Source organism: Vibrio iocasae, from assembly GCF_042245395.1.
Lineage (GTDB): Bacteria > Pseudomonadota > Gammaproteobacteria > Enterobacterales > Vibrionaceae > Vibrio > Vibrio iocasae.
In genome coordinates, this window is sequence record NZ_CP145310.1 from 609,357 (window position 1) to 633,435 (window position 24,079).

General features: G+C 42.1%; 27 protein-coding genes. 18 read left to right on the forward strand and 9 right to left on the reverse strand.

Annotated features, from left to right (window positions below; translation table 11 throughout):
- The first annotated feature begins 30 nt into the window (after positions 1 to 30).
- Entirely contained in the window at positions 31 to 420 is a 390-nt protein-coding gene (locus SNR28_RS02760; RefSeq protein ID WP_375749495.1) for a YbaN family protein, read from the forward strand.
- Positions 421 to 434: 14 nt separating this feature from the next.
- Here SNR28_RS02760 and SNR28_RS02765 read toward each other — a convergent pair whose 3' ends face one another.
- The gene (locus SNR28_RS02765; RefSeq protein WP_375749496.1) at positions 435 to 1,301 is read right to left on the reverse strand and encodes a patatin-like phospholipase family protein; all 867 of its coding nucleotides are present in this window, start codon (positions 1,299 to 1,301) and stop codon (positions 435 to 437) included.
- Positions 1,302 to 1,501: 200 nt separating this feature from the next.
- On the opposite strand from SNR28_RS02765, the gene SNR28_RS02770 reads away from it, so the two are divergent.
- Positions 1,502 to 1,639: a hypothetical protein gene (locus SNR28_RS02770; RefSeq protein ID WP_375749497.1), complete on the forward strand. Its 138-nt coding sequence runs from the start codon at positions 1,502 to 1,504 to the stop codon at positions 1,637 to 1,639.
- A gap of 48 nt (positions 1,640 to 1,687) precedes the next feature.
- Here the strand turns inward: SNR28_RS02770 and SNR28_RS02775 are convergent, their stop codons facing one another.
- On the reverse strand, positions 1,688 to 2,299 hold the full coding sequence (locus SNR28_RS02775) for a glutaredoxin family protein (protein WP_375749498.1): 612 nt from the start codon (positions 2,297 to 2,299) through the stop codon (positions 1,688 to 1,690).
- A gap of 132 nt (positions 2,300 to 2,431) precedes the next feature.
- Here SNR28_RS02775 and SNR28_RS02780 point away from each other — a divergent pair, with 132 nt between their 5' ends.
- The gene (locus SNR28_RS02780) at positions 2,432 to 3,214 is read left to right on the forward strand and encodes a helix-turn-helix transcriptional regulator (protein WP_375749499.1); all 783 of its coding nucleotides are present in this window, start codon (positions 2,432 to 2,434) and stop codon (positions 3,212 to 3,214) included.
- A gap of 46 nt (positions 3,215 to 3,260) precedes the next feature.
- On the opposite strand, the gene SNR28_RS02785 is transcribed toward SNR28_RS02780, so the two are convergent.
- Both SNR28_RS02785 and SNR28_RS02790 read right to left on the reverse strand, forming a co-directional pair.
- Positions 3,261 to 3,734, reverse strand: coding sequence for an FKBP-type peptidyl-prolyl cis-trans isomerase (locus SNR28_RS02785; RefSeq protein ID WP_375749500.1), 474 nt, complete (start codon positions 3,732 to 3,734; stop codon positions 3,261 to 3,263).
- Between the two features lie 18 nt (positions 3,735 to 3,752).
- Positions 3,753 to 4,376: a thioredoxin domain-containing protein gene (locus SNR28_RS02790; RefSeq protein ID WP_375749501.1), complete on the reverse strand. Its 624-nt coding sequence runs from the start codon at positions 4,374 to 4,376 to the stop codon at positions 3,753 to 3,755.
- Between the two features lie 153 nt (positions 4,377 to 4,529).
- Between SNR28_RS02790 and SNR28_RS02795 the strand changes: the two genes are divergently transcribed.
- Positions 4,530 to 5,150, forward strand: a complete 621-nt coding sequence (locus SNR28_RS02795; protein ID WP_375749502.1) for an OmpA family protein — start codon at positions 4,530 to 4,532, stop codon at positions 5,148 to 5,150.
- 30 nt (positions 5,151 to 5,180) lie between these two features.
- Here SNR28_RS02795 and SNR28_RS02800 read toward each other — a convergent pair whose 3' ends face one another.
- On the reverse strand, positions 5,181 to 6,929 hold the full coding sequence (locus tag SNR28_RS02800) for a formate--tetrahydrofolate ligase (protein WP_375749503.1): 1,749 nt from the start codon (positions 6,927 to 6,929) through the stop codon (positions 5,181 to 5,183).
- A 198-nt stretch (positions 6,930 to 7,127) separates the two neighbouring features.
- Entirely contained in the window at positions 7,128 to 7,604 is a 477-nt protein-coding gene (locus SNR28_RS02805) for a CreA family protein (protein ID WP_375749504.1), read from the reverse strand.
- Between the two features lie 335 nt (positions 7,605 to 7,939).
- Between SNR28_RS02805 and SNR28_RS02810 the strand changes: the two genes are divergently transcribed.
- The 8 genes from SNR28_RS02810 to SNR28_RS02845 all read left to right on the forward strand — a co-directional run bounded on the left by SNR28_RS02810 (position 7,940) and on the right by SNR28_RS02845 (position 14,408).
- Positions 7,940 to 8,446 carry a flavodoxin gene (locus tag SNR28_RS02810; protein ID WP_375749505.1) on the forward strand — a complete coding sequence of 169 codons (507 nt, stop codon included), beginning with the start codon at positions 7,940 to 7,942 and terminating at the stop codon, positions 8,444 to 8,446.
- A gap of 127 nt (positions 8,447 to 8,573) precedes the next feature.
- Positions 8,574 to 9,236 (forward strand): HAD-IA family hydrolase, encoded by a 663-nt coding sequence (locus tag SNR28_RS02815; protein ID WP_375749506.1) that lies wholly within the window; start codon positions 8,574 to 8,576, stop codon positions 9,234 to 9,236.
- A gap of 360 nt (positions 9,237 to 9,596) precedes the next feature.
- Positions 9,597 to 10,139 carry a DUF3332 domain-containing protein gene (locus SNR28_RS02820; RefSeq protein WP_375749507.1) on the forward strand — a complete coding sequence of 181 codons (543 nt, stop codon included), beginning with the start codon at positions 9,597 to 9,599 and terminating at the stop codon, positions 10,137 to 10,139.
- Between the two features lie 381 nt (positions 10,140 to 10,520).
- Complete coding sequence (locus tag SNR28_RS02825; protein ID WP_375749508.1) at positions 10,521 to 10,880, forward strand: NADH:ubiquinone oxidoreductase; 360 nt, start codon at positions 10,521 to 10,523, stop codon at positions 10,878 to 10,880.
- A gap of 136 nt (positions 10,881 to 11,016) precedes the next feature.
- Positions 11,017 to 11,250 (forward strand): hypothetical protein, encoded by a 234-nt coding sequence (locus SNR28_RS02830; protein WP_375749509.1) that lies wholly within the window; start codon positions 11,017 to 11,019, stop codon positions 11,248 to 11,250.
- A 221-nt stretch (positions 11,251 to 11,471) separates the two neighbouring features.
- Positions 11,472 to 12,476, forward strand: a complete 1,005-nt coding sequence (locus SNR28_RS02835; protein ID WP_375749510.1) for a response regulator — start codon at positions 11,472 to 11,474, stop codon at positions 12,474 to 12,476.
- The gene (locus tag SNR28_RS02840) at positions 12,476 to 12,913 is read left to right on the forward strand and encodes a PAS domain-containing protein (RefSeq protein WP_375749511.1); all 438 of its coding nucleotides are present in this window, start codon (positions 12,476 to 12,478) and stop codon (positions 12,911 to 12,913) included. Before SNR28_RS02835 ends, SNR28_RS02840 begins: the two co-directional genes overlap by 1 nt.
- Before the next feature lie 16 nt (positions 12,914 to 12,929).
- Positions 12,930 to 14,408 (forward strand): NAD(P)H-hydrate dehydratase, encoded by a 1,479-nt coding sequence (locus tag SNR28_RS02845; RefSeq protein WP_375749512.1) that lies wholly within the window; start codon positions 12,930 to 12,932, stop codon positions 14,406 to 14,408.
- Between the two features lie 28 nt (positions 14,409 to 14,436).
- Here the strand turns inward: SNR28_RS02845 and SNR28_RS02850 are convergent, their stop codons facing one another.
- On the reverse strand, positions 14,437 to 14,946 hold the full coding sequence (locus SNR28_RS02850) for a DUF2301 domain-containing membrane protein (protein WP_375749513.1): 510 nt from the start codon (positions 14,944 to 14,946) through the stop codon (positions 14,437 to 14,439).
- A gap of 152 nt (positions 14,947 to 15,098) precedes the next feature.
- On the opposite strand from SNR28_RS02850, the gene SNR28_RS02855 reads away from it, so the two are divergent.
- Complete coding sequence (locus tag SNR28_RS02855) at positions 15,099 to 17,558, forward strand: cache domain-containing protein (RefSeq protein WP_375749514.1); 2,460 nt, start codon at positions 15,099 to 15,101, stop codon at positions 17,556 to 17,558.
- 336 nt (positions 17,559 to 17,894) lie between these two features.
- The gene (locus SNR28_RS02860; RefSeq protein WP_375749515.1) at positions 17,895 to 18,938 is read left to right on the forward strand and encodes a GMP reductase; all 1,044 of its coding nucleotides are present in this window, start codon (positions 17,895 to 17,897) and stop codon (positions 18,936 to 18,938) included.
- A 228-nt stretch (positions 18,939 to 19,166) separates the two neighbouring features.
- Here the strand turns inward: SNR28_RS02860 and SNR28_RS02865 are convergent, their stop codons facing one another.
- Positions 19,167 to 19,730, reverse strand: a complete 564-nt coding sequence (locus tag SNR28_RS02865) for a hypothetical protein (protein ID WP_375749516.1) — start codon at positions 19,728 to 19,730, stop codon at positions 19,167 to 19,169.
- A gap of 566 nt (positions 19,731 to 20,296) precedes the next feature.
- Here SNR28_RS02865 and SNR28_RS02870 point away from each other — a divergent pair.
- Positions 20,297 to 20,923 (forward strand): hypothetical protein, encoded by a 627-nt coding sequence (locus SNR28_RS02870; RefSeq protein ID WP_375749517.1) that lies wholly within the window; start codon positions 20,297 to 20,299, stop codon positions 20,921 to 20,923.
- Positions 20,920 to 21,273, forward strand: a complete 354-nt coding sequence (locus SNR28_RS02875; protein WP_375749518.1) for a M15 family metallopeptidase — start codon at positions 20,920 to 20,922, stop codon at positions 21,271 to 21,273. Before SNR28_RS02870 ends, SNR28_RS02875 begins: the two co-directional genes overlap by 4 nt.
- A 133-nt stretch (positions 21,274 to 21,406) precedes the next feature.
- Here SNR28_RS02875 and SNR28_RS02880 read toward each other — a convergent pair whose 3' ends face one another.
- The gene (locus SNR28_RS02880; protein WP_375749519.1) at positions 21,407 to 21,826 is read right to left on the reverse strand and encodes an Lrp/AsnC family transcriptional regulator; all 420 of its coding nucleotides are present in this window, start codon (positions 21,824 to 21,826) and stop codon (positions 21,407 to 21,409) included.
- A 199-nt stretch (positions 21,827 to 22,025) separates the two neighbouring features.
- Between SNR28_RS02880 and lysA the strand changes: the two genes are divergently transcribed.
- Positions 22,026 to 23,309: a diaminopimelate decarboxylase gene (gene lysA, locus SNR28_RS02885; RefSeq protein ID WP_375749520.1), complete on the forward strand. Its 1,284-nt coding sequence runs from the start codon at positions 22,026 to 22,028 to the stop codon at positions 23,307 to 23,309.
- Between the two features lie 94 nt (positions 23,310 to 23,403).
- The gene (locus SNR28_RS02890) at positions 23,404 to 23,967 is read left to right on the forward strand and encodes a hypothetical protein (protein ID WP_375749521.1); all 564 of its coding nucleotides are present in this window, start codon (positions 23,404 to 23,406) and stop codon (positions 23,965 to 23,967) included.
- Positions 23,968 to 24,079: the final 112 nt, after the last annotated feature.

Consider the following 24,079-nt stretch of genomic DNA (forward strand, 5'->3'; position numbering starts at 1 on the left):
AAAATGTGAATTATTATCGAGTGCGGTAATGTGAAAAAAGCAGCATTAATTTCAATCGGGTGGATAGCCACCGGGTTGGGCTTCCTTGGAATCTTTCTCCCATTACTTCCAACAGTTCCCTTCATACTGTTAGCTATGTACTGTTTTAGTAATAGTTCACCGAGGTTTTTGCACTGGTTAGAGAATAATAGATTTATTGGTGAAGTGGTTACCCGCATAAGGAACGACATAGGGTTAACAGTAAAAGAAAAGTGGCGAATCCTGATAGCTAGCTATATTTCAATCGGGGCTACTGTTATTTTTGTTCTGGACTCATTCCATGGACGCTTTATGCTTTGTTTAATTCTCGTGATAGAAACCTGGATAATTGTCAGATATAAAACTCATACTGAAGACAGTTCTCAAAACTGCCCCGAGTAGGGGCAGTTAGTCAATTATCCCTTAAATGATTCTTCAGCTGCTCTATATCCGTAGTTAATTAACTCTTCCGCTTTGTCGAACTCAAATGTCCCACACAAGTTCTGTGGAATATCGATGATCTTATCAGGCGGATAAGCGGCCAGTTTTTGTCTGGCTATCGTACTTTGCATTGCATCAAATGCCTGGTTAGCAATGTCGAACGCTGCAAAGTTGATGTTCAGAGAGTCGAATACCGAGTCTTGCACCTTTTCTATATATCCACTGATTCGTGCTTTCATTGATGGGTTCGTATGAAGGTGTATTGGCTTTGGTTTTTCTGGATGTTGAATATGGTCGCCACCAAGGTTTACTGCCAGCGTAAGATCGGTTTTATCACCAAAGGTAGGAGCGATAGGGACAGGGTTTAGTACACCACCATCAATAAGAGATTCTCCATCTATTTCGTATGGGGTAAAAAACAAAGGAAGTGAAATTGAAGCTCTTATGGCATCAAAGAGAGAACCAGAGTTAATCCATACTTCTTTCTCTTCTTCGACGTTAGCCGCAACAGCCGTAAATGGGATGTTGAGTTCTTCAATGGTGATATTACCGATAAGGTCCACAAGAGTTGCGATGATTTTATCGCCTTTGAAAAGCCCGCTTGACTGCCATGAAATATCGAGCAAATTTGCCATAGCGACTTTATCGATAGCGGTAACCCACTCCTCGAACTCATCCAGCTTACCAGCGGCATAGATACCGCCAACCAGAGCACCAGCGGAGCAACCGGATATCGATTTTATTTGGTAACTGTTCTCTTCTAGCCAACGAATAACACCAATATGAGTCAGTCCACGTGCTCCTCCGCTACCGAGCACCAATGAAACCGTTTTATTTGACATGGAAAATTCTCTTAAATGGGTGTTAGTACTAAAACTATAGGCTTTTCTGCCACTTAGGAAGTGAAACTTTTTGGAAATTTTATATCGATGAAATTAATGTAATTAAATTACGTAAAAATGTGACAAATATCTTGTAAATGAAAATTATGTGACTATAATCACAATTGATGAGTAATTAAATTACATTTTGGAGATCGATTATGGGTAACGATATTGGTGCAGCGTTCGTAAGTAACATCATTGCAAAGAAAATGATCGATGAAGCGCTATACGGCAAGCCTGTTCCGCAAAAGAAAAAATCAAGCATGAAAAAGTTTTTCAAGAAGCTGATTAAATAAAATTTTTAAGCCCTGACTTAGTCAGGGCTTTACTTTATGTGATAGAAATTAACCAGCAGCTTCCATTTTCAGCACATTGTCTGGTGTCTCTGTCAGCCCTTTCTCTTTCAATAGCTCTTCGAGCTTATCTGAGCCGCCCACATACTTACCGTCTATCCATATTTGTGGCACAGTCACTGGCGTTTTCTCTCCGATAATCGCTTTGACTTCTGGGATCATGCGATACAGAGCTGCACTGTCTTTTACGACATCATGATACTCGTAATTGATACCTGCATTATCAAGTGCTTCTTTTGCTTTTACACAATATGGGCAAGTGGCTTTACCATAAACGATGTTGCCTTTTAGGGTATCCCTTTCAGTCCATTCTTTTATCACAGACTGAACCAGCACACCGCGGTTTAATGCTTCTCCCTGGCTAATTACTTTGCCTTCTACAACAATAATCGGCGCGTGCCATGCCCCAAGTTTTAAAGGCTCCCACCAATGAGATAACCAGTCTTTCACTTCCAACTCTACAGGAATGCCATTCAACTCTGTTTCAAAAGTATCTTTAAGTATGTCTTTTGTAAGGGTGCACTCACCGCAAGGGATTTTTACTTTGAAAGGGCCCCAGCTACCTGCCCATCGATAAAGTGTAATTTTTACAGGTTTTGTCATGTGCTTAATCCGGTATTTGTTTGACTTAAATAATAGGACAGGTGGAAAAAGAAAATAATTTCAGGATATATAAAAAATATCTGAGATATCTTATCCTCTTACTTAAGATACTGAAAATACATTTGGAACAAAGTGGTTAAGACAACGCGACTTCACCCTAAGTTAGACCTTGAGATTGCTCCCTCTGAGATCTTTATGAATTTTGATGCGTTCAGAGAAAATACGGAGACAAGATTGCATTCTCATGCTTGGGGACAACTGCAAATCATCAATGGCGGTACGTTGGAACTGAATGCGGAAGGTATGCGCTTTTTGGCACCACCTCATTTAGCTATATGGGTACCAGCAGGGATAATGCACTATAGCTACAACCGAAGGCCGCTTAATTATTGCTCATTGAACATCGATAAAAACAGAACAACCATGATGCCCGATCACACCTGCTTAGTGAGTGTAACACCTATTGTAACTGCGATTATTGACGATTTCAGACGCCGAGAGATTAGTATTGCTGAGTCGATTCCCGATCAGAGGCTGGCTAATGTTCTGCTCGATCAACTCGCAATTAGCAAAGAACAGCAACACTTTTTACCCAGCAGTACGCATAAGATGCTTCAGCCGATTCTTGATAGGTTAGAAGAAGAACCCTTAAATACAATGTCATTGAAAGAGTGGGCGGATGCTATCCATACAACAGAAAGAACGTTAGCCAGACATTGTCAGAGTGAGCTTGGAATGAGCTTCACTGAGTGGCGAATTCGGGCAAAATACCTACACTCAATGACCTTGCTAAAACAAGGAATGTCGGTAAAAGAAGTTGCGCTAACATTAGGGTATAAACAGGCAAGTCCGTTTATTTCGATGTTTAAGAAATACGCAGGTGAGACGCCCGAACAATACAAAAACCGCATATAACAAGGCCGAAGCGAATGCCTCGGCCTTGATAACATTCTTAGTAGAGTTATTGAATTTCCAACAGCTCTACATCAAAAATTAACGTCGCTGATGGTGGAATTGGACCGGTACCATTCTTACCATATCCAAGAGTACTTGGAATAAATAACCTAACCTTCTGGCCGACAACCATGTTCTGAACACCTTCCTGCCAGCCTTTGATTACACGGTTTAGCGGAAACGAGATTGGCTCACCTCGATCAACAGAGCTGTCAAATACAGTGCCATCGATAAGTGTTCCATGGTAGTGAACTTTGACCATGTCTGTTGATTTTGGATGCGTATCACCACTACCTTCCTGAAGGATAAGATACTGGAGACCACTCTCTGTGGTCATTACCCCTTCTTTCTTCGCGTTTTCAGCAAGAAAAGCCTGACCTTCTGCAAAGTTTACATCGGCCACTTTGTGATTGGTCCATGTCCTGTAGATAAAGAAACCGGCTAGAACAAATACAACAATTGGAAATATGATTTTAAACACGAGTGTTTCCTTACTTTTTTAGTTTTGCGTCAGTAGATAATTCATTGTTTTAGCCAGATCTTCAATTGATTCATGGCCTTCGGTGATGATCTGGTATTTCCCACCGACAATAAAAGTGGGTACAGAGTTAATTTGGGCATCCTGAGTGACCTTATCGGCAACGGTGACCAACTTGTTCAACTCTTCCATGTCTTTATTGTCCATTTTGTATGGGCTTTTCAGACCGCGAGAGGTAAATGCCTCTTCGATAGCTAGCTGCTGCTGTGTCATGGTTACATCACGCATCTGAACAGCAGCGAAAAGCGCTTCCAAGAGTTCTGCGTCGGGCTTTTCACCCAACTGCAATACGGCACTATAATAAATGAGAGCAGCAACCTGTGAGTTTTGATTAAAGGTAACATGAACTTTACCAACTTCCTGATGAATGTTGCTCTCGATTGCAGGGAGCATCGTTTCCATGTTACGACAATGACCACAGGTGAGTGAGAAGATTTCAGTCACAGGGGCGAGATCAAGCTTGCTTAAATCGGCAGGCAGTTGCGAGTACTGTTTTCCTAGCTCTGGCGTGTCACTGTCACTACAGGCAACGGTCAACATCAATGTGACGAGTACGAGGAAAGCTTTAACTGAATTTTTTATCATAGTAATTGAAAGGCTTAGATGAATGAATTTCTGATTCTACATTCAGAACCCTAAACGGGGAAGAGTGATAAACGAGAAGAAGGTTAAAGAATTGTCATTCGGTGCCGATACCATAATCAGCAGAGGTTCTGAGATTTAACTGGTTATTAAACGATGAAGAAACTAATTATTATTTTTGCATTAGCGCTCAGCGGATGTGGCTCGTCAGAAATATCGAAGATGCTGCCGGGTTCCATGCTCGATACCGCACCTAGCAACGATGCGGAACTTATGTACCCGGATTGGAGAAATGCTTCCGAACTAGAACGTCAGGCATCGATGGTTGAAGGGCCGTATGGAGTGCGTAAGAGTGATTCACTCGATGCGTTCTCTTATTACTTGTCTCAACTCGGCATCGAGCATGAAATACTGCCGGGTGACCACTTGGTAATTAAGCTAAGAAAAAAAGTTCAGTTTAATACCGGCTCAGATAATGTGTCCTGGGATTCGCAGCAATGGCTGAGTCAGCTGGGTTATTACGTGGCGCGAATGCCAAATTTAGATGTGGTTATTGAAGGGCATACCGATAATACCGGGAGCGCGGCCATAAATGAGCGCCTTTCCCAAAAGAGGGCGCTCAAGGTCAAAGATGAGCTGATGAAACAGGATGTGATGCCTGGAGCCATTTTTACCCGTGGCTACAGCGACTACAAGCCCCGTTGTACCAATAAAACAACATCAGGTAAAGCTTGCAATCGCCGGGTAGAACTTTCTTTTATTTTGGCGAATAATTAAGGTCAACAGACCCTAGTGTCGGGATAAACCTCAGCTTAAACCGACGATTTCACCATCTTCACAAATATCCAGATTCATAAATGCAGGCTTCTCAGGAAGCCCTGGCATGGTTAACACATTACCCGTTAATGCGTAGATAAAACCGGCACCTGCACATAACTTCAATTCTCGTATATCAATATCAAAATCTTTGGGAGCCCCTTTTACAGATGGGTTCGTCGATATTGAAAGTGGTGTTTTCGCCATACAGATGTTTAAGTTGCTGTATCCCAGTTCTGTGTATTTAGACAGTTGCTGTTTGGCTATATCAGAAAGGTTTACGGTTCTCGCTCCATACCCCACCTCTGCGACAGACATAAGCTTCTCTTCCAGAGATTGTTCTTTTGTATAGAGCGGTTTAAATGCCGTTGTCGAACTTGTAGCTTCAACCACTTTCTCGGCCAACTCAATTGCACCCGCACCGCCATCGGTGAAGGCATCGCTGATTGCTGCTGTAACCGGGAGCGAAAGAGCATTAATTTTCTGTAGTAACCGTGCCAGTTCTTCGTCCGTATCCTGTGGGAAACGATTAATAGCGACAACCGCAGGGATACCATATCTTGTTACGTTTTCTATGTGCCATTGCAGGTTTTCAAACCCTTTATCAAGCGCTGCTGAATCTGGTTCGAAAATAGAGTCGGGTAGTGCTTGACCTGGTCTTAAATCATAGAGACCAGAGTTCGCTTTTAAACCTCTTAAAGTCGCAACGATTACTGCACAATCAGGGGTTTTATCTGATACTGATGATTTGATATTACAGGCTTTCTCAAACCCCATATCAGAACCAAAACCCGCTTCAGTTACGGTAAAGTCAGTCAACTTAAGCGCGATATTGTCTGCAATAATAGAAGAGTTTCCGTGGGCGATGTTTGCAAAAGGACCAGCATGGATAAGTGTTGGAACACCTTCCAGTGTTTGCATAAGAGTTGGTTCAATGGCTTCTTTCATGGATACTGCCATCGCCCCAGCAACTTTCAGATCTTCGGCTGTCACAGGAAGGCCATCGATATTGTATGCCAGTACAACCTCACCGATTCGTTTGCGCAGATCTTTAAGATCAGAAGCAAGCGCGAGAATCGCCATCAGCTCAGATGCAGCAGAGATATCGAAACCATCATTGCGCTGAAAACCGTTGATGGTTTTGCCATCTTCGTTGTTACCAACGGTAATCATTCGAAGTGCTCGGTCATTATGATCCATCACTCGTCGCCAGACGACATTTTCAGGATCGATTTTTAACGCTGGCAGATCAGTCTTTGTTGTGAAGGTTTCGTAACCATGACGTTGTTCATGGTAGATTCGAGCATCAATCGCAGCAGCAGCTAAGTTATGTGCAGCGGTAACTGCGTGAATATCTCCGGTAAGGTGAAGATTAAGCTCTTCCATCGGAGCGACCTGGCTGTAGCCACCACCTGCCGCGCCGCCTTTTACCCCAAAAACCGGACCCATAGATGGTTGTCGAATACAGGCTGCTACAGACTTATTAATTTTTGATAGCCCTTGAGCCAGACCGATGGTTGTTACCGTTTTGCCTTCACCAAGAGGAGTTGGGGTAATAGCGGTAACCAGAATGAGTTTGCCTTCCCGATTCTCTTTGAGTCTGTTAATGCTCTTTAGAGATACTTTTGCTTTGCTCTCCCCATAGGAAATAAACTCGTCATCCTTCAAACCAAATTGACGACCTACTTCCTTTATAGGCCTAAGTTTTGTATTTCTACAAATCTGGATATCACTTAGCATAAACTACCTCTAAATGCTTTACGAAAACGTTTGCGCGGGCATAATACCGTGCAAAAATGCTTTGTAAAGCAAATTTGGTAGGTATCTGTGTCGGGCATTTTACACGATTGGAAAATTTTTAGCTGAGGGATCTTGGATATATAAAGCGAGAGAAATACCATCCGAAAATGATATTTCGGATGGTAATGATATAGAAGTTTATTTTTCAGTGTTGCTAACTTGTTCCTGATAGGCTTCGGTTCCCCAAAGAGGCACGGTAGACAAGCTGTGCTTGAAGCTGCCTGACGTCTCTTTGGTGGAGTAAGCGAGGTACATTAGTGTTTGATTCTCTGGGTCAAATATTCTTCTTATTTTCATATTCTTAAAGAAGATACTTTTTGACTTCTTAAATACAACTTCTCCCGACTTAGAGCGGTCAATCTGCGCAATCATCTCTGGTGTAATATCACCAGTCTGACGACAGGCAATAGAACTGTCACTTGGGTCGGACAAGCTAAAATCCGTTTCGATAGAAGCAATGTGGCAGGTTACACCAGTCACTATTGGGTCGGTGAGCTTATTAAGTTTGATATCGGTAAGTGTGAAGGCACCTAAAGAAACATCACCAACTTCATCGTCACTACAAGCTGTCAGTGCTAATGTGATAGCAGCAGCGGTCAGGATTTTTTTTAACATAGTTTGCTCTCATGTATGATGTACTCTTTTAACATATTGGCGAAAAGCGATTTTTTCAAGATTAACGACGGCATATATTTTAGGAATCAAGAGTGACCTATCCTGGGTAGGTATCTCAGTTGTCGAAGCTATTCGTCTGTCGAATGGCATATATTCTGCTTAAAGTAAGGTATACTCGCTTGCTAAAGTGGTGAGAGTCAATCAGGAGAAGTGTTATGAGAATCTTAGCAATTGCTCTGCTAATGTGTGCGTTAGGTGGATGCAGTTCATCACCGGCATCAAGTGTTTGCACAGCCGCTGTATGTGATATTTGGAATTAATAGTTGAGATAACGGATGGAAGAGATAAAGGGACTGGTCAGCAAAAAGAATAAATGGCTTGCTAGTCAGGTAGAGGTTGATTTCCCAACTGCTGAGAGCATAAAAGGCAGGGAGCTATATCAAAAGGCGGAAGAGTCTTGTATTTACAAGCAGCTTACTGCTTGCTCCGAGTCCAGTGTCGAAGGCTTAGAGATACATAAAGCAGACTTTCATCGACTCACCGTGATTTTCGCTCAGTTACAGTCTACCCAGTTTCAAGGCGATGAAAGTGCCTGGGTTTTAGAATTTTTTGCTCAAATAATTTTATCGAATGAACATGACCTTTATCTCGGTTTTATCGGTCAGAAGCCTGTCTTTGCAGCCATTGTGAGTTGTGAAGGTACTCAGTTTTTAGTCTCAGATATAGCGATTGCCCCTGAAAATAAACTGCTTAGTTATCAGGATGTAGCTAGTCAACTGGCACAGTTATTAGAACTGGACACGAAACATACAGATATCTGGTTCTGCAATTACGAAAAGTGATCCACATACGAATTTAAAGATTTCCTCACGTTTAAACTATCAGATTAGATCTCTCCCTCTTTTATATTTACCTCTGAATGAAATACTGCCTTATGAGCATAAGAGCTCAGGCAGTTGTGGGGTAGGTATGAATCAAAATAAAAAAGTAAACTGTGTCATTTTTGATTGTGATGGTGTTCTGGTAGACAGCGAAAAACTCTGCTGTCAGGCGCTGTCTAATGTGTTCAATCGGTTTGGTTTAAATACCTCACAGTCCGACTTTCTAGCTCACTTTCAAGGTGGCAAGTTAGCGGATATGTTAAGCGCAGCAAAAGATAGACTAGGGATGAAGGTATCCGTTGATACTTTGGAGCCTTTATACAGACAAGAGCTGGAAAAGCAGTTTGAGAAAGGGCTTAAACCTATAGACGGGGTTGTAGAAGTGCTCGACGAACTGGATAGACAAGGCGTTAGCTACTGCGTCGTATCTAACAGCCCTTTAGACAAAATTAAGCTTATGCTTCAACTGACAGGACTGGAAGAACGGTTTGCGGTGACTTGTTTTTCGGCTTTTGATGCGAATAGCTGGAAGCCTGATCCTGACTTATTGCGATATGCAGCGATGAACATGGGCTTTGTAACTAATGAATGTGTCTATATTGACGACACGCTAAAAGGTGTACAAGCGGGTATAGGTGCTGGAATACGTACCTTCTACTTTAGGCCAGAGGAAAACAGTGGTTATCAGGGAAGTGAAGACGTAGTCAGCATTTCAGATATTCGACAGATCAAACAATATTGTTTGAAATAATCCACTCACAACAATTTTAGCCACAGGAACATGTTTTCTGTGGTTCCACTTTCGCCGTCACGCTGAAGTCAAAACAAAAGCTAACTTCTCTCATTTAATATTTCACTTATCCTATCCATTAGCAGATATCAGCGTACGAATTGTATGGGGAAAATGCATACATTAAAGTTCGCAATGATTGTAAATAGTAAACACTCTTGAAACATGTTTTTAGCACTTGGTTGGCTCATAACCTCCTGTTTATAATTCATTTATTTCTGAAATGTCAAAATGGCGTCAAAGGTGGTTTTAGATGGTTTCGGGCGTGTGTTTCCCGCTATACACTCTCGTCCTTCTTTAATTCACGGTGGTTTAAACATTATGAAATTATCAAAACTAAAAATTGCGATGGTAGCGGGATTAGGTGTAATTACGCTTTCAGGTTGTATGGGGCAGATGGCGACTACAGGTATGGTTACTAAGTTTAACCTGGAAGTTGTCGATAACCGTTACGGCCGCGAAGGTATGTTTGTGCTTCTTTCTCCAGTTTACGCAATCGCGTCTGCAGCGGATCTATTTGTTTTCAACGCGGTAGAGTTCTGGACTGGCACGAACCCTATCACTAAAAAGTCTCCAGCGGTTGTAGATTCTCCAGTTGATGCCATTTTTAAAGTGAACGATGATCTTGATCCTTCATTGACCACTGTTCCGGTAACAAAAAATAGTGATGAAATTGAGAAAGCGATTATGCAGCAAGTCGATGAAAATACGCTGCAAATGCACGTAACGTACGTTGATGGTACTCAAAAGGTGCTACGCGGTGAGAAAACAGACGAGGTGGTTGATTTCTATTTGAACGATGAGTTCATCACCACAGTACAAGTTTCTGAAATCGAAAATTACGTGTCTGTCGCTAAAATCTAACCCCTTTTGGTTATTGATAAGCATAATTTAAGCCAGCCTTTTAAAGGCTGGCTTTTTTTGTGTTTGGAGAAGGAAGAGATCAGAATCTTCGGAAATATGTAAGAAAGTATTTCAATACTTACAAATTGTTTCAATATAATTGCAGAAAATAACCTGTAACTAAATATTAACAAACGAACTGGTCGTTTTTTAAACTTTATGATTTCAGTGGGTTATATTGATCTATGTTAACCTTATGTTAATTAATGATAAGTTTCGAAAAAAGTTTTAATGAAATTACATATTAGGGGTTGATTTAATGCTATAAATAAGGAAAATGCACTGCAAAATTAGTTTTCAATTTTGAAAGGATGCTCTCAGACAGTTGTATAGAGGTGGTTTATGAAGCTTTTTCTTGTATTAATGGCGTCGATCTCTGCCGGTGTGATCTCAGCGGATCATTTGCATTCTTTCATGTTAGGACTAACTGTTGCTTCACTGGCAGTGGGTAGTTGTTACTGGTTTGCATTCAGAACCACTCGTGTTCCTGAACTCGCTATGATTCTTTTGATTTGCGGTGTTTTCTCGAAACTTACGATTACAATCGCAGGTGTTGTTATTGGTGTTCAGGCTGCAATAATTACATCTCCACTGGTGTTTGCGCTTTCTTACTTATTCTTCTCTTTGGTGGTGACTTTCCTATGGTTCACCTATCGTGATGCAATCACGCCTAAAGCCAAAAATATCGAGAAGGCAGCGTAAGTTAACATTTTTAAAAGATTTTATTTTAGGGGAGCTCAAAATGAGCTCCCCTAATTGTTTCTACGACTATTGTCCAAAGGTAATTCTTACGATTTCTATTTAAAATTAGGTCAGATACATCGATAGAGGTCTTGGTATGGAAACCAGCTTATTTTGGATAGAAAAGACAGTATTACTGCTGGGTGTTTTATTCGTCCTTACTGGTATTGTGCAGTATGGGAAAAGAAGTGCCGACTGGAAAGGCGTTGCGACTATGTTTTACAAACGTATCCCAATGTCCATTTCTGAGTACAAGTGGTATCGATTAGGTATTGCTCTAGTGGTTTTTGCATTTGTTTTGAGAATCATCACCTTGACGCTTTGGCCTTAAGCAACTTTTAAAACGACTCTTACTTTCATCTCAAAAAGCCAACTTTCTAATAGAGTTGGCTTTTTCTGTTATTTTCTTCTTAATCTGAACAAACAGATTTCTTTATCTCTGATACACTTAATCAATACACTCGTGATAATAATTAAGTTCAGTTGCCAGGGCACATACAACGAATGAGTGTTAACTAAACTGTTAGTTCTGAAATTTTAAAAGGTGTGAGTATGTCGTACCCAGTCATGATATGTGATGACTCAGCGTTAGCCAGAAAGCAGATGGCGAGATCGCTGCCTTCGTCTCTTGGTGCCGATATCACGTTTGCCGTAAATGGCATAGATGCGTTAGAAAAACTAGAACAGCAAAGTTTTAAATTGCTGTTCCTGGATCTGACGATGCCAGAACTGGATGGTTTTGGAACGTTAGAAGAGATACGAAAGAAAAGAATAGATGTATCAGTGGTGGTGGTATCTGGTGATATCCAACCGAAAGCCAAAGCTAAGGTGGAAGCACTTGGTGCGGTTGCATTTATTCAAAAACCGATCGACAAAGAGTTGTTGAAGAAAGTTCTGCGTGAGTTGGTCGAACCTCAGCAGACACAACAAGTTGTTTCTCATACCCCTGTAGCGCTTCCGATTCTTAAGCGTCGCGATATCTATATGGAAGTCGCGAACGTTTCAATTGGTCGTGCTGCAGATGCGTTAGCGCGTCATTTTGACGTGTTCGTTCACTTACCCCTTCCTAATGTGAATATCTTTGAAGTGAGTGAACTGCACATGGCACTGCAGGATTTGGCGGGCAACGATGCGGTATCTGGTGTTTGTCAGGGTTTCAACGGCGAGGGTATCGCTGGGGAAGCATTAGTATTGCTTAGTGACTCTAGTATTTCTGATCTTAAGCGTTTGATGAAAGTACCCGCAGACAGCGAAGAGCTCGAAGAGCTTGAACTGCTTATGGATGTGTCGAACATCCTTGTAGGTGCATTTCTGAATGGTCTTGGTCAACAATCGGAAGTGCGATTTTTCCAGGGGCAACCCGTGCTACTCGGACAACATATACCAATCGAGTCCGTTATCGAGTCAACGACAGGTTCTTTCTCTAAAACAATGACTTTTGAAGTGAGCTATACCATAGACAACACCAGCATTCGTTGTGACTTGCTGTTTATGTTTGTTGATGAGTCCCTCCCGCTTCTGGATAACAAGCTTTCTTACCTAATGGAGGATTTCTGATGCTAGGTCTTCCCGCTGAATTCGAACAGTTTCACTGGATGGTAGACATGGTTCAGAATGTCGACCTTGGGCTGGTGGTGCTGGATACAGATTACAAAATACAGGTATGGAATGGATTTATGACTCACCACAGTGGCAAACAGTCACATGAGGTGATTGAGAAGTCTATATTCGAAGTCTTCCCAGAGATCCCACAGGACTGGTTTATGATCAAAGCGAAACCTGTTTACGATCTAGGGTGCCGCAGTTTTATCACCTGGAGACAGAGACCGTATCTGTTTAAATGCCGTAATGTTAGACCCGTAACTCAGCAGGCTGAGTTTATGTACCAAAACGTAACGCTCAACCCAATGCGTACACCTACCGGAGAGATTCGCTCTCTGTTTCTGTCAATACAAGATGCAACAGCCGAAGCGCTAATGGATAAGCGCGTATAAAAAATTGGAGTACTAGGTGACAAGCAACGACGCAAGTCTTTATTTAGCCAGTGATGTAAGGGATGGAGAAAAAGAAGTTGCCTCCCGTTTAGGTTTAGATATGTATGAGCTGATGAGCCGGGCAGGGCAGTCAGCATTTGATGTTCTACTTTCAGAGTTTCCAGAGGCAAAGTCGCTTCTTGTTGTTTGCGGAGGTGGTAACAATGGCGGAGATGGCTATGTTGTTGCCCGGCTAGCGAAGAAGCTATGCCTGAATGTGGAGCTTTGGCAACTCGGAGACCATACCGCTTTAAAGGGTGATGCTGCTAAGGCCAGAGACCAGTGGTTGGATGAAGGCGGTGAGATTAAGCCTCCTCAACCGCATATCGAAGACCAGCCAGATGTTATTGTCGATGCGCTTCTTGGTACAGGCCTTTCTGGTCGGGTACGCGAAGAGTATGCTCACGTTATAGACACCATAAATGGTTCATTCAAACCCGTACTTGCCATCGATATTCCTTCAGGTTTGTGCTCTGACACTGGCGTCGAGCTAGGTCCGGTTGTGCAAGCTAAGCATACCGTCTCATTTATTGCGCTTAAACGCGGATTGTATAGCGGGAAGGCGGCCAATTTTGTTGGCCAGTTGCATTATGCCGATCTTGACCTGGGCGAAGAGTTTCATGAAGTGGTTGAGTCTCAATGCCAACTGATTACTTCAGAGCATATATATGCCCTTTTGAGTCCGCGCGACAGAGCATCGCATAAAGGAAGCAATGGAAGAGTGTTGTGTCTGGGGGGCGATCGAGGAATGTTTGGTGCGATTCGTTTGACTTCAGAAGCTTGTTCACGAGTTGGAGCTGGGCTCACCAGAGTAGTGACGCAGCCTGAAAACGTTCCGGCACTGGTCAGCGCTCGTCCGGAAGTGATGACATTCGATTGGCGGGGCAACAGTAATGAAATTAACGATCACCTTGATTGGGCCGATGTTATTGCTATTGGACCAGGATTAGGTTCTTCGAGCTGGGGAAGATCACTGGTTGGTTACTCCAGAACGGTTGAAAAACCTATGGTCGCTGATGCTGACTGTCTGAACATACTTGCTAAAACCCCCGACTTTAACAGCCAACGTATTATCACACCGCATCCGGGAGAAGCTGCTCGCTTATTAGGTATCTCTGTTCGTGAAGTAGAAAGCGACAGGTATAGCGCGACAAGAATGATGCAACTTAAATACGGAGGAGTAGCAGTGCTCAAAGGTGCTGGCACCATTATTTATGATGGTTCTCAGTTCTGGGTATGCGATGCTGGTAATCCGGGAATGGGATCTGGCGGTATGGGAGATGTGCTTACTGGTACCATCGCTGGATTGCTGGGACAAGGCTTTAACTTGCCAGAGGCTGCAAGAATAGGCGTATGGATTCACTCTACAGCAGCGGATCTTTGTGCTGAAGAAGAAGGTGAAAAAGGCATGTTAGCCTCAGACCTGTTTCCATATATCAGGAAGTTAGTTAATTAGTTTCCACCAGAAAAGGTGTAGCAATTTGCTACACCTCGTACTTACTCTTATCACCAATATCAAAGTGTCTTGGCATTCGCCATTTGTAGAAGCTTGTAATCAGAAATAGAAGCGAAGCGATGGTTGCCAATACTTTTGCTGGGATATCTGCATCAAACACCATACAAAACCATAGAGAAGCAAGAATTAATGGTTGCAGGGGCAGCCCCGGGACTCTGAAACAAAAATACTCTTTAAAACACAGTCCACCTAGGGTAATGAATGCACCTCCAATTCCTATCATGGGATAACCCATTACAAAACAAAGCAAGCCTACCCAGGTAGCAAACTGCAGCAACAATCGGAATGACTTCATGTAGATATGCAGTGAAGATGCACACATTGCTGCGCAAACGAAAACCAATTTTTCCATTGGGTAACCCGTTTCCCAAGGCAGTAGTGCAATAACAGGAAACGCAAAGGTAAACCCAAGACGATAGATGATTACTGTTAGGTGATCTAACCGGTCCATTGGTGATTTGATGTGTGGGTCAGCCATGTATCTCTCTTTGTTTTTACTTAATGTTAGCTCGCTAAGTTTAAGTTCTACGTTGTGTAAATAACAGCGTAATTAAAGATTTGCGTATGTAATACGCATTACTTATTCAGGTGCTATGCTTAACATATTGTTTTACATGATAGCTTTTTTATATGGCAGAACTGACGGACAAGAAACTTCTTCGATTAATTACCTATGTTCCAGCATTTATTGTCGCTACCTTTACATCCCTGTGGGTTGTATTAACCGTAAACGATGCGATCAAAAACTCTCAGCAGGAGCTGATTGCGTTAGAGAGCGATTTTAAGCAGCGTCAGGAAGCAGAGCTGATTCATCAGGTTAATTACGTCTCACAACAAATCAAGTTTGCAAGAGAGCAGACGGAAGAGCAGCTAGAAACCACCATTAAAGAGCGAATTTACGAAGCTCATATCATTGCTACACGGCTCTATGAAAGTAATAAACACCTCCCAGAGGCGGAAGTGACGCGACTTATTACTGATGCACTTCGAGATATTCGATTTAATCAGGGGCGCGGATATTTCTTTATTTACAAAAGCAATGGTCTGAACGTTATGCATCCGCTGCTTCCCCGCGTGGAGGGTACATCACTTTGGAATTTTAAGGATGTACGGGGAAGTTACATCGTTAGAGAAATGGGTGAACAGGTCAAAACCAAAGGTGAGGCGTTTTACCGGTGGTGGTTTGTTAAGCCAGACAACAAAAACAAAGAATTTGAGAAAGTTGGATTCGGCAAGTATTTCGAACCCTATGACTGGTTTATTGGTACTGGTGACTATGTTGTTGATGTCGAAAATGATATCAAGCAGACGGTGCTCAAATGGTTAAAGAACCTGAGATTTGGTGAGCACGGTTACGTGTTCGTTCTCGATAAAGACGGCACGATATTGTCCCATATAGAGCAAGACAAAATAGGGCTCAATGGTCACGATGTGAATCCCGAAGGTGTACCAAAAATCTTGCAAACCGACGGTGGATTTATTGGCTACAAAGCTTCATATGCGCCACCGACCATCGATGATCATGCCAAAGTCAGCTATGTCGTACAGGACAAAAACTGGGGTTGGGCTATTGGCGCTGGTCATTACGACAAAGTAAGTTACCAATACTTACAGCAACGTCGAGAGCAGGCACAACTGGAACAACAAAGCACCGTACAACAGATTACCATTATCGGAATTCTGACAACCTTGGTTGTTGCTCTGTTTTCATTCGCCCTTGGCCGTATGATTGCCAAACGTTTTAAACGGTTCCAGTCTCGAATCAGTCACGACTTTGATAGTTTGCAAACAACCAAAGATAAGCTGGAGTATTTGGCTCAGCACGATGAGCTAACTGGTTTACCAAACCGCTCTCTGCTCCATGGTCACATAATGGATGGAATTAGCTTTTCCAGACAGAACTATACCCAGCTAGCGGTAATGTTTGTTGACCTGGATGACTTTAAGAAGGTGAATGACCTCTACGGGCATAGCGCGGGTGACAAGTTGCTTAGCGAAATTGGTAAAAAGTTCGAGACTATCATGGAGAAGCATGATTTTGTTGCACGTTTTGGAGGAGACGAGTTCATTTTTTGTTTCTCTAATCTTGCAAACCTGGACGACGCAAGAGCCAAAGTTGAGCAGATAAAAGAGGTGTTTAAACGGCAATTTGTTATTGATGGTAAGGTAATGTTCGCTAGCTGTTCAATTGGGGTCTCTATGTACCCTTCGGATGGGGATGAACCTGAAGATCTCATATCCAAAGCAGATATTGTGTTGTACAAGTCTAAGGCGCGTCAGAAGGGCGATGTGCTCTTTTTCGATAGCTCCATCAATCAACAAGTACAGTATGACTTCTTGCTTGAACGTGAGCTAAGAGGCGCTATAGAGCGTGGCGAGCTATACGTCACTTATCAACCACAAATTGACTCGAAGTCCGGGGAGTTACACGGTGTTGAAGCTCTGTTACGTTGGCATAGCCCGAGTATTGGCCATGTATCCCCACTTGAGTTTATCTCTCTGGCGGAGGAGATAGGCCTTATCAATGAGCTTGGCATGTTTGTTATCGAGCGTGCGTGCCAGGAGATGTGTGAGCTGCCAGACGATCTGGTCATTTCGATCAACATATCTCCAATGCAATTAACTAAAGAGACGTTTATTCCTCACTTGCAGGAAACCGTAGATAAATACGGAATTTCCAGTCATCGAGTAACTTTAGAAATTACAGAAAACGTATTAATCAACGAACTGCCTGTCGTTTCTCCAATTATCAGTGAACTGAAATCTCTCGGATTTACTATCTCGCTGGATGATTTTGGTACGGGTTACTCTTCATTAAGTTATTTAAGTAACCTACCGCTCGATGAACTGAAAATAGACCGAGTGTTTGTGGACAATATGCTGAACTCTGAACAGAGTGACTCGCTTGTTAAAGCGATTTTAGCGATCGCGAAATCTTCAGAGATGAGAGTAGTGGCAGAGGGTGTCGAAACTCAAATGCAAAAGGATGTTTTAGTTAAATATGGGTGTGATTTGCTTCAGGGTTACTATTTTGAAAGGCCAATTTCAGCAGCAATTTTGAAAGAAAAGTACTTTAAATCAGGAGAATGAGCTTCAAGTGTGCAAAAAATATGCTGAGCAAGTGTGCTGTATGTGCGTAAATGAAAAGTGATATCTTTTTGATTAATAAAGATTTCTTTATGAAAATGAAAGAAGTTGAGGTTTTCTGGATATGGAATCTTCGAAATGGTAACACAAAAAAAATATAAATATCAGACTTGTCACAAATAAATCACAGCCTATAATGCTGAAAACCGGAGCGTCTGCCAACGCTCCGGTTTTTTTGTGTCCGAAGAAAGGTAAAGCTTCTGCCAAAGCATTGCCACGCACTGCTCAAAAGTGTTGCCGTGTGAAGGACACACAGTTTAACAATCAAGGAATTGCACAATGCGTATCGAACAAGAACTTAAGCTTGGTTTTAAAGATGTACTGTTTCGCCCTAAGCGATCAACTCTTAAAAGCCGCTCTCAAGTAAATTTAACCCGCGAGTTTACATTCAAGCATAGCGGTCGTCAATGGTCTGGTGTACCAGTGATTGCAGCTAACATGGATTCAGTGGCAAGCTTCGAAATGGCTGCGGCTCTTGCGGAACACAACGTAATGACAGCAGTTCACAAGCACTACACAGTTGAAGACTGGGCTGAGTTTGTAAAAGGTGCCGATGCAAAAACGTTAAACAACGTGATGGTATCAACAGGTACATCGGAAGCTGAGTTCCAGAAAACCATCGATATCATGGCGCTTTCTGATGACCTTATCTTCATTTGTATTGATATCGCGAATGGTTACTCAGAGCACCTTGTTGAGTACGTAAGCAAGGTTCGTAAAGCGTTCCCTGAAAAAGTTATCTCTGCGGGTAACGTAGTAACAGGTGACATGGTAGAAGAACTGATTCTTGCAGGTGCAGATATCGTTAAAGTAGGTATCGGCCCAGGTTCTGTATGTACTACGCGCGTTAAAACAGGTGTTGGTTACCCTCAGCTTTCTGCAATCATTGAATGTGCAGATGCAGCGCACGGTCTTGGCGGCCGTATCATCGGTGATGGTGGTTGTGCTTGTGCAGGTGATGTATCCAAAGCATTTGGTGGCGGTGCAGACTTCGTAATGCTTGGTGGTATGCTGGCTGGTCACGAAGAATCAGGCGGTGAAGTTGTAGATGTGAACGGCGAACAGTTCATGAAGTTCTACGGCATGAGCTCTCAGTCAGCTATGGACAAGCATTCTGGTGGTGTAGCACAGTACCGCGCAGCTGAAGGAAAAACCGTACTATTGCCATTCCGTGGCAGCGTTCACGGCACTATCTCAGACATCCTTGGTGGCGTACGATCAACTTGTACATATGTAGGTGCAGCAAAGCTTAAAGAGCTAACAAAGCGCACGACATTCATTCGAGTACAAGAGCAAGAGAACAACGTTTTCGGTAAAGAGTAAAACGCTGACCTTTCGAACAATTCGAAGTATTGAGAGCCGCTTTTAGCGGCTTTCTTTTTGCCCGAAGTTTGTAAAGTTGCGACAAAGTGGCGACACTTTACCAAAAATTATTTCCTGTCACAGAGTGGCTATTGGGTTTTGGTACCGGAATAGTGATATTGTATTTACTCACCTTGATCTGGCTTTTGGACTGGATCCTGTTACAAGAAGTAATTTGATAACACTGAATTACGGTCTAACAGAATACTCAACACTCGCTTTCAAGTCGGTTTTAGCCACTCCCGCTACCGTGTAGTTAATACAAAACTTTCCGAACGGTTTTTTATCTAACCGGTCGTTATCAAATCGGTCTAGCTCCACTCTAAGAGTTAGTTTCTGGCTTCTAGGCATGAATATTGGGACCGTAGTCCGTTCAGTTCTACCGCTTACATCAGGGTTCCCCAAGGCACTGTCTTTTTTTATCGGCTCGAATAGAGAAATCTCGTTACCATATAAGTTGTGGTCGAAATAACGAATGCTGGTTTGTTTAGGGTCTAAAGCAGCTATAGACTCTATATACACACCATGCATACCTGTATTTTCAATCTCTATTATTAGTTCGTGTTTATGTTCTGTGCTCATCGAACCCAATACAGAAATTAATAACGGTTTGTGAGGTTTTGTACTTTGATAAACCTTACGTCCGTCTTTACCAATATCATAGATGAACTTAGAACCAGATATTAACGCTGAAGCTGGAATAGCAGTTTCGAAGAACATGTTCGGTTCTTGTCTAAGCTTTTTGTTTTTCATGTCGACACCCTTTTAGCCATCTGACTTTTAGTAATTACGAAATATATCCAATACAACATTTTTTCGCTTTGGTTTACTGTCAAAGAGTAGTACAAAATTTGTTTGTGAAGGTAAGTTCCGTCTACATAATGTTTGTCTGGGATAGGGAAACCTAGACCAAGTCCTTCAGCATCCTCACATAGTGAGAGAACGAAGAGCAACTTCATTTTATTACAGTTTTTGTAATGCGAAATTCCGAGCATATAAAATTTCAATGATTTCATTTTTTATCAGTTAATTGAAAAAAATAAAGATCTCAGTAGAGCCAGTAAATAACATTAAGTGTTTGAAATATAGTCTTGTTTTGATTTTCTTTATGGTTTTTAAGGATTTACTGGAAATATCAATTTTCAAAAAGTCACACGGTTATTAGTTGTAAGAGAATAAGCGAGATATTCATTCCATACTGCACAATAATATGGGTATTTTGTGAGAACTTCTTTGAATAGCACCCGTCAGTTAGAATCTTTACTCTATCTTTAAATTAGAACTACCAATAAAAACATGAAATATGTCAGGAGGGCATTATGGTTGCACCTATTTTAGTACCTATTTTATCCACCGCTGGTTCATATTTAGCAAGCAAAGGTATGGACCTACTAAGTAGTGTATTTAAGAGTAGCGTCAATAAAGGTATTGATGTAGTAACAAAAAAAATTGAGGAAACTACCGGTATTAAAGTTGATGATATCGCAGATGAAAAAGTAACGGAGGAAGACCTACTTAAGCTGAAACAGTTCGAACAAGAGCATCAGGAGTTCTTACTTGGTCATTTGGAGAGAATGAAAAGTCTGGAAATTCAAGAGGAAGCTGTTCATCAGAAGGATAGACAAAGTGCAAGGTCTATGCAGGAAGCTGCATTGGCGCAAGATGATGTATTCTCAAAAAGGTTTGTTTATATTTACGCTTTACTAATTACTATATTGACGTTCGCGTACATTTTCGCAATAACATTTGTTCCAGCAAGTACTCTTGAACCGCAGCAATGGCGAATTGCTGATACTGTGCTGGGATTTTTATTAGGTGTGTCGCTCTCCGCAGTAATTCAGTTCTTTTTTGGTTCTAGTAAGGGTAGTGCAGAAAAGGCTAATCAATTGTCAGATATTACAAAAAAGTTAGTTGATAAAGCTGATGATAATGGGGGTGTAAGATGAGTCTTGTAAAAAAACAAGCTGAGTTCTTGATTCATGTTACCCAGCTACTGCAAAAATCTTATGAGCTTAATTTTATAGTAACGGGTGGGGAGCTCTACCGTACTGCGGATCAGCAGAAACTTTATGTTCAACAGGGAAGAAGTAAAACAATGAGTAGTAAGCACCTAAGGCGGTTAGCGATTGACCTCAACTTCTTCACTCAGAATGAGAAAGGTAAGTTAGAGCTAACATACGATAAAGACCAGCTACAGCCACTAGGTGATTTCTGGGAGAGTTTGCATCCTGATAATCGATGGGGTGGGAACTGGAAGTCATTTAAAGATACGCCTCATTTTGAAAGAAGAGGTTAGAACTTATATGGCTAACTAGCATCCATTTTTCTGTTATTCGTATGTATTCTCTTATTTGTAATCAGGGGAGTAGTAGCCATAACCTACTCCCTATTCTAAAAGTGAACTATTATTCTAATGGTGGTACCTCTCGCTACACTAACCGCTCCAACGCAGTAGAAGTTACGATTTTATCAAGGTTTTCAAAGGCAGAGAGTTGCTGACGTACTTGATTAAGCCTCTCCATAGAGCGAGCCTGCACAAACAGCAGAACATCGGTTGAACCGCTGAGAGAATGTGCCTGACGTATTTCAGGAATAGCTTGCAGTTGCTGCATAACAGCTTGAGGTTCAAAAGGATGAAAGGTGAGTTCAAAATAAGCACAGATTGACTGTTCCTGAGATTCATTCCCAAGTTCTATTGTATATCGTCGTATTGTCCCTCTCTCTTCGAGCTTACGAATGCGCTCATTCACTGCTGTACGGGATAACCCAATCGTGTCTCCAATGGTAGCAACGGATTGGCGAGAGTTTTCGGTCAATAGATTAATGATGGCTTGGTCAAACTTATCCATGTCGTCTTCGGGCAAATATTTACAGATTGAACGGGTAAATTGTCATATTGGTGCTTATAGCGGCAGTTTCACTAAAATTCCGTCTAAATGACGGTGGCTTCAGTGGATCTGTCAGCAGTCAGTTGAAATCGATTCACGTATGCTTTTTCTGAGGAACAAACAAAAGGTTTTGTTCTACTAAGATTGAAGGAGCTTTATCGTGACACGACCAACCGAGCCAGTTTATTACTATCAGGGTGAGTTGCAAATGGAATCCTGTAAGATTCGTTCACTTGCCGAAAAGATGACAACACCATTTTATTGTTATTCCGAGGCTCGTTTATTAGATAACGTGCACCGTTGCAAAGCTGCTTTTGAACCAAGGAGCATACGCGTACATTACGCAATGAAAGCTAATAGCACCCTTCATATTTTACGTTTAATCGCTGAGCAAGGGGTAGGTGTCGATCTTGTCTCCGGAGGCGAGATGCAACGTGCTTTATCGGCGGGTTTTGCCCCTCAACATATGATCTTTTCGGGAGTAGGGAAAAGTATTACCGAGCTCAACACCGCCATTGAAGTTGGTGTAGGGCAATTTAACGTGGAATCAGCAGAGGAATTAGCTTTGTTGGCGAAGTTGGCGGAACAGCAAAATGCTCGAGTCAATGTTGCTTTGAGGGTGAACCCAGATGTCACGGTAAATACTCATAAAAACATCACTACAGGTCAAAAAGGTAATAAGTTTGGTATCGATATGAATCGAGTGGCTGAGCTAAGCAGGCAGTATGCTGGGAATAACCACCTGACTATCGAAGGCTTGGCGATGCATCTCGGTTCGCAGCTTTGTGATCCTGAACCCTATCGAATCGCGATAGACAAGATGATGACAATGATCGAACAGTTGGCTCAGGAAGGAATTGAAATTACTCGTCTGGATTTGGGTGGCGGTTTTGGTATTGACTATGGTCAGGGCTCATCCTTGGATTTTGAAACCATTGCAGATCTGATTGCGATAGAGACTCAAAATTTTAAGGGGACCGTGATTGTTGAGCCCGGACGTTCTCTCGTCGCGGATACCGGAGTCCTCGTATCGCGTGTGAATTATGTGAAAGAAGCAGAGCCCAACACATTTGTTATTCTGGACGCTGGTATGAACGACCTGATGCGTCCGGCTTTATATCAGGCAGTTCACCCTATTATCACCGTTGCCGAGCCAAAGGGGAGCTTCACTAAAGAATACGATATCGTCGGGCCAATTTGCGAAAGTACCGATACGTTTGTACGAGACTATCCGCTAAGTGATGAGATAAAAGCTGGAGATCTGGTGGTATTCCAATACGCCGGTGCTTACTGTTCCGTGATGAACTCCACTTACAACAGCCGCACTATCACTCCAGAGATAATGCTGAGTGGTGGTGACGCTAAAGTTATTCGCCAGCCGATTAGTCAACAAGCTCTGATGGAGTTTGAACTGGATGTCACGTCGCTACAACGACAGGTATAGTTATTCAAGTAATTGAAAATCTGTTTTTTATGATATTCGATAAAGTTTCTTTAGATGATGTCGTTAAGCTGGTCAAACTACCACGGGGGTTCTAATGAAGCTGATAATTACTATTCTTCTTTTGCTAATACCATTTTCTACTTTTGCTCGTTGTGATGAGGAAAATGCCAGAAATGCTGTTTCTGAAGAGATTTCTCTTCGCGGTGCTTCACGAAAAATAATTCTTGAAATTAGAGACTTTGATGAGAAGTACTATTACAAAAGAACCCCGCTCTCAAAGGTCTTTGAAGCGCCAGAACAGTTAGCTTGTTCTATGAAGCGATCTGTAGTGATGGATATTGCTGCGAGTACAAGTATGAACATTATTGAAGACTGTGAAGAGAAGATCAAAGAGTGGCGTCAAGATGCTCAGTCATTTAATCAAGACGGTCAGAAGATGTTTTCTGTCTGGGAGGAAGTATACGATCAGTGCTCTAACGTAAGAGACAAGGATTTAAGGGGAAAAGTCAGACTCTACTATGATCAGCGTGATAGTTACAAGTGGACGATGGACCACATCCTTAACAAACGTATTGCTCCTCTTGAAAAGAAATGCCAGGAAGAAAAGAAATACCTGCAAGACGCTATTGCAATAAAAGATACACAAAATTGTGGTTAGAGCTAGATGTAACATTGCATTAACATTTTGAGTTCAACTGTAAATCAAACCAACGCTGCTTAGTCCATTGATAGCAACCATTTTCCTGTTCTAGATGCTTGTGCGTAACAAT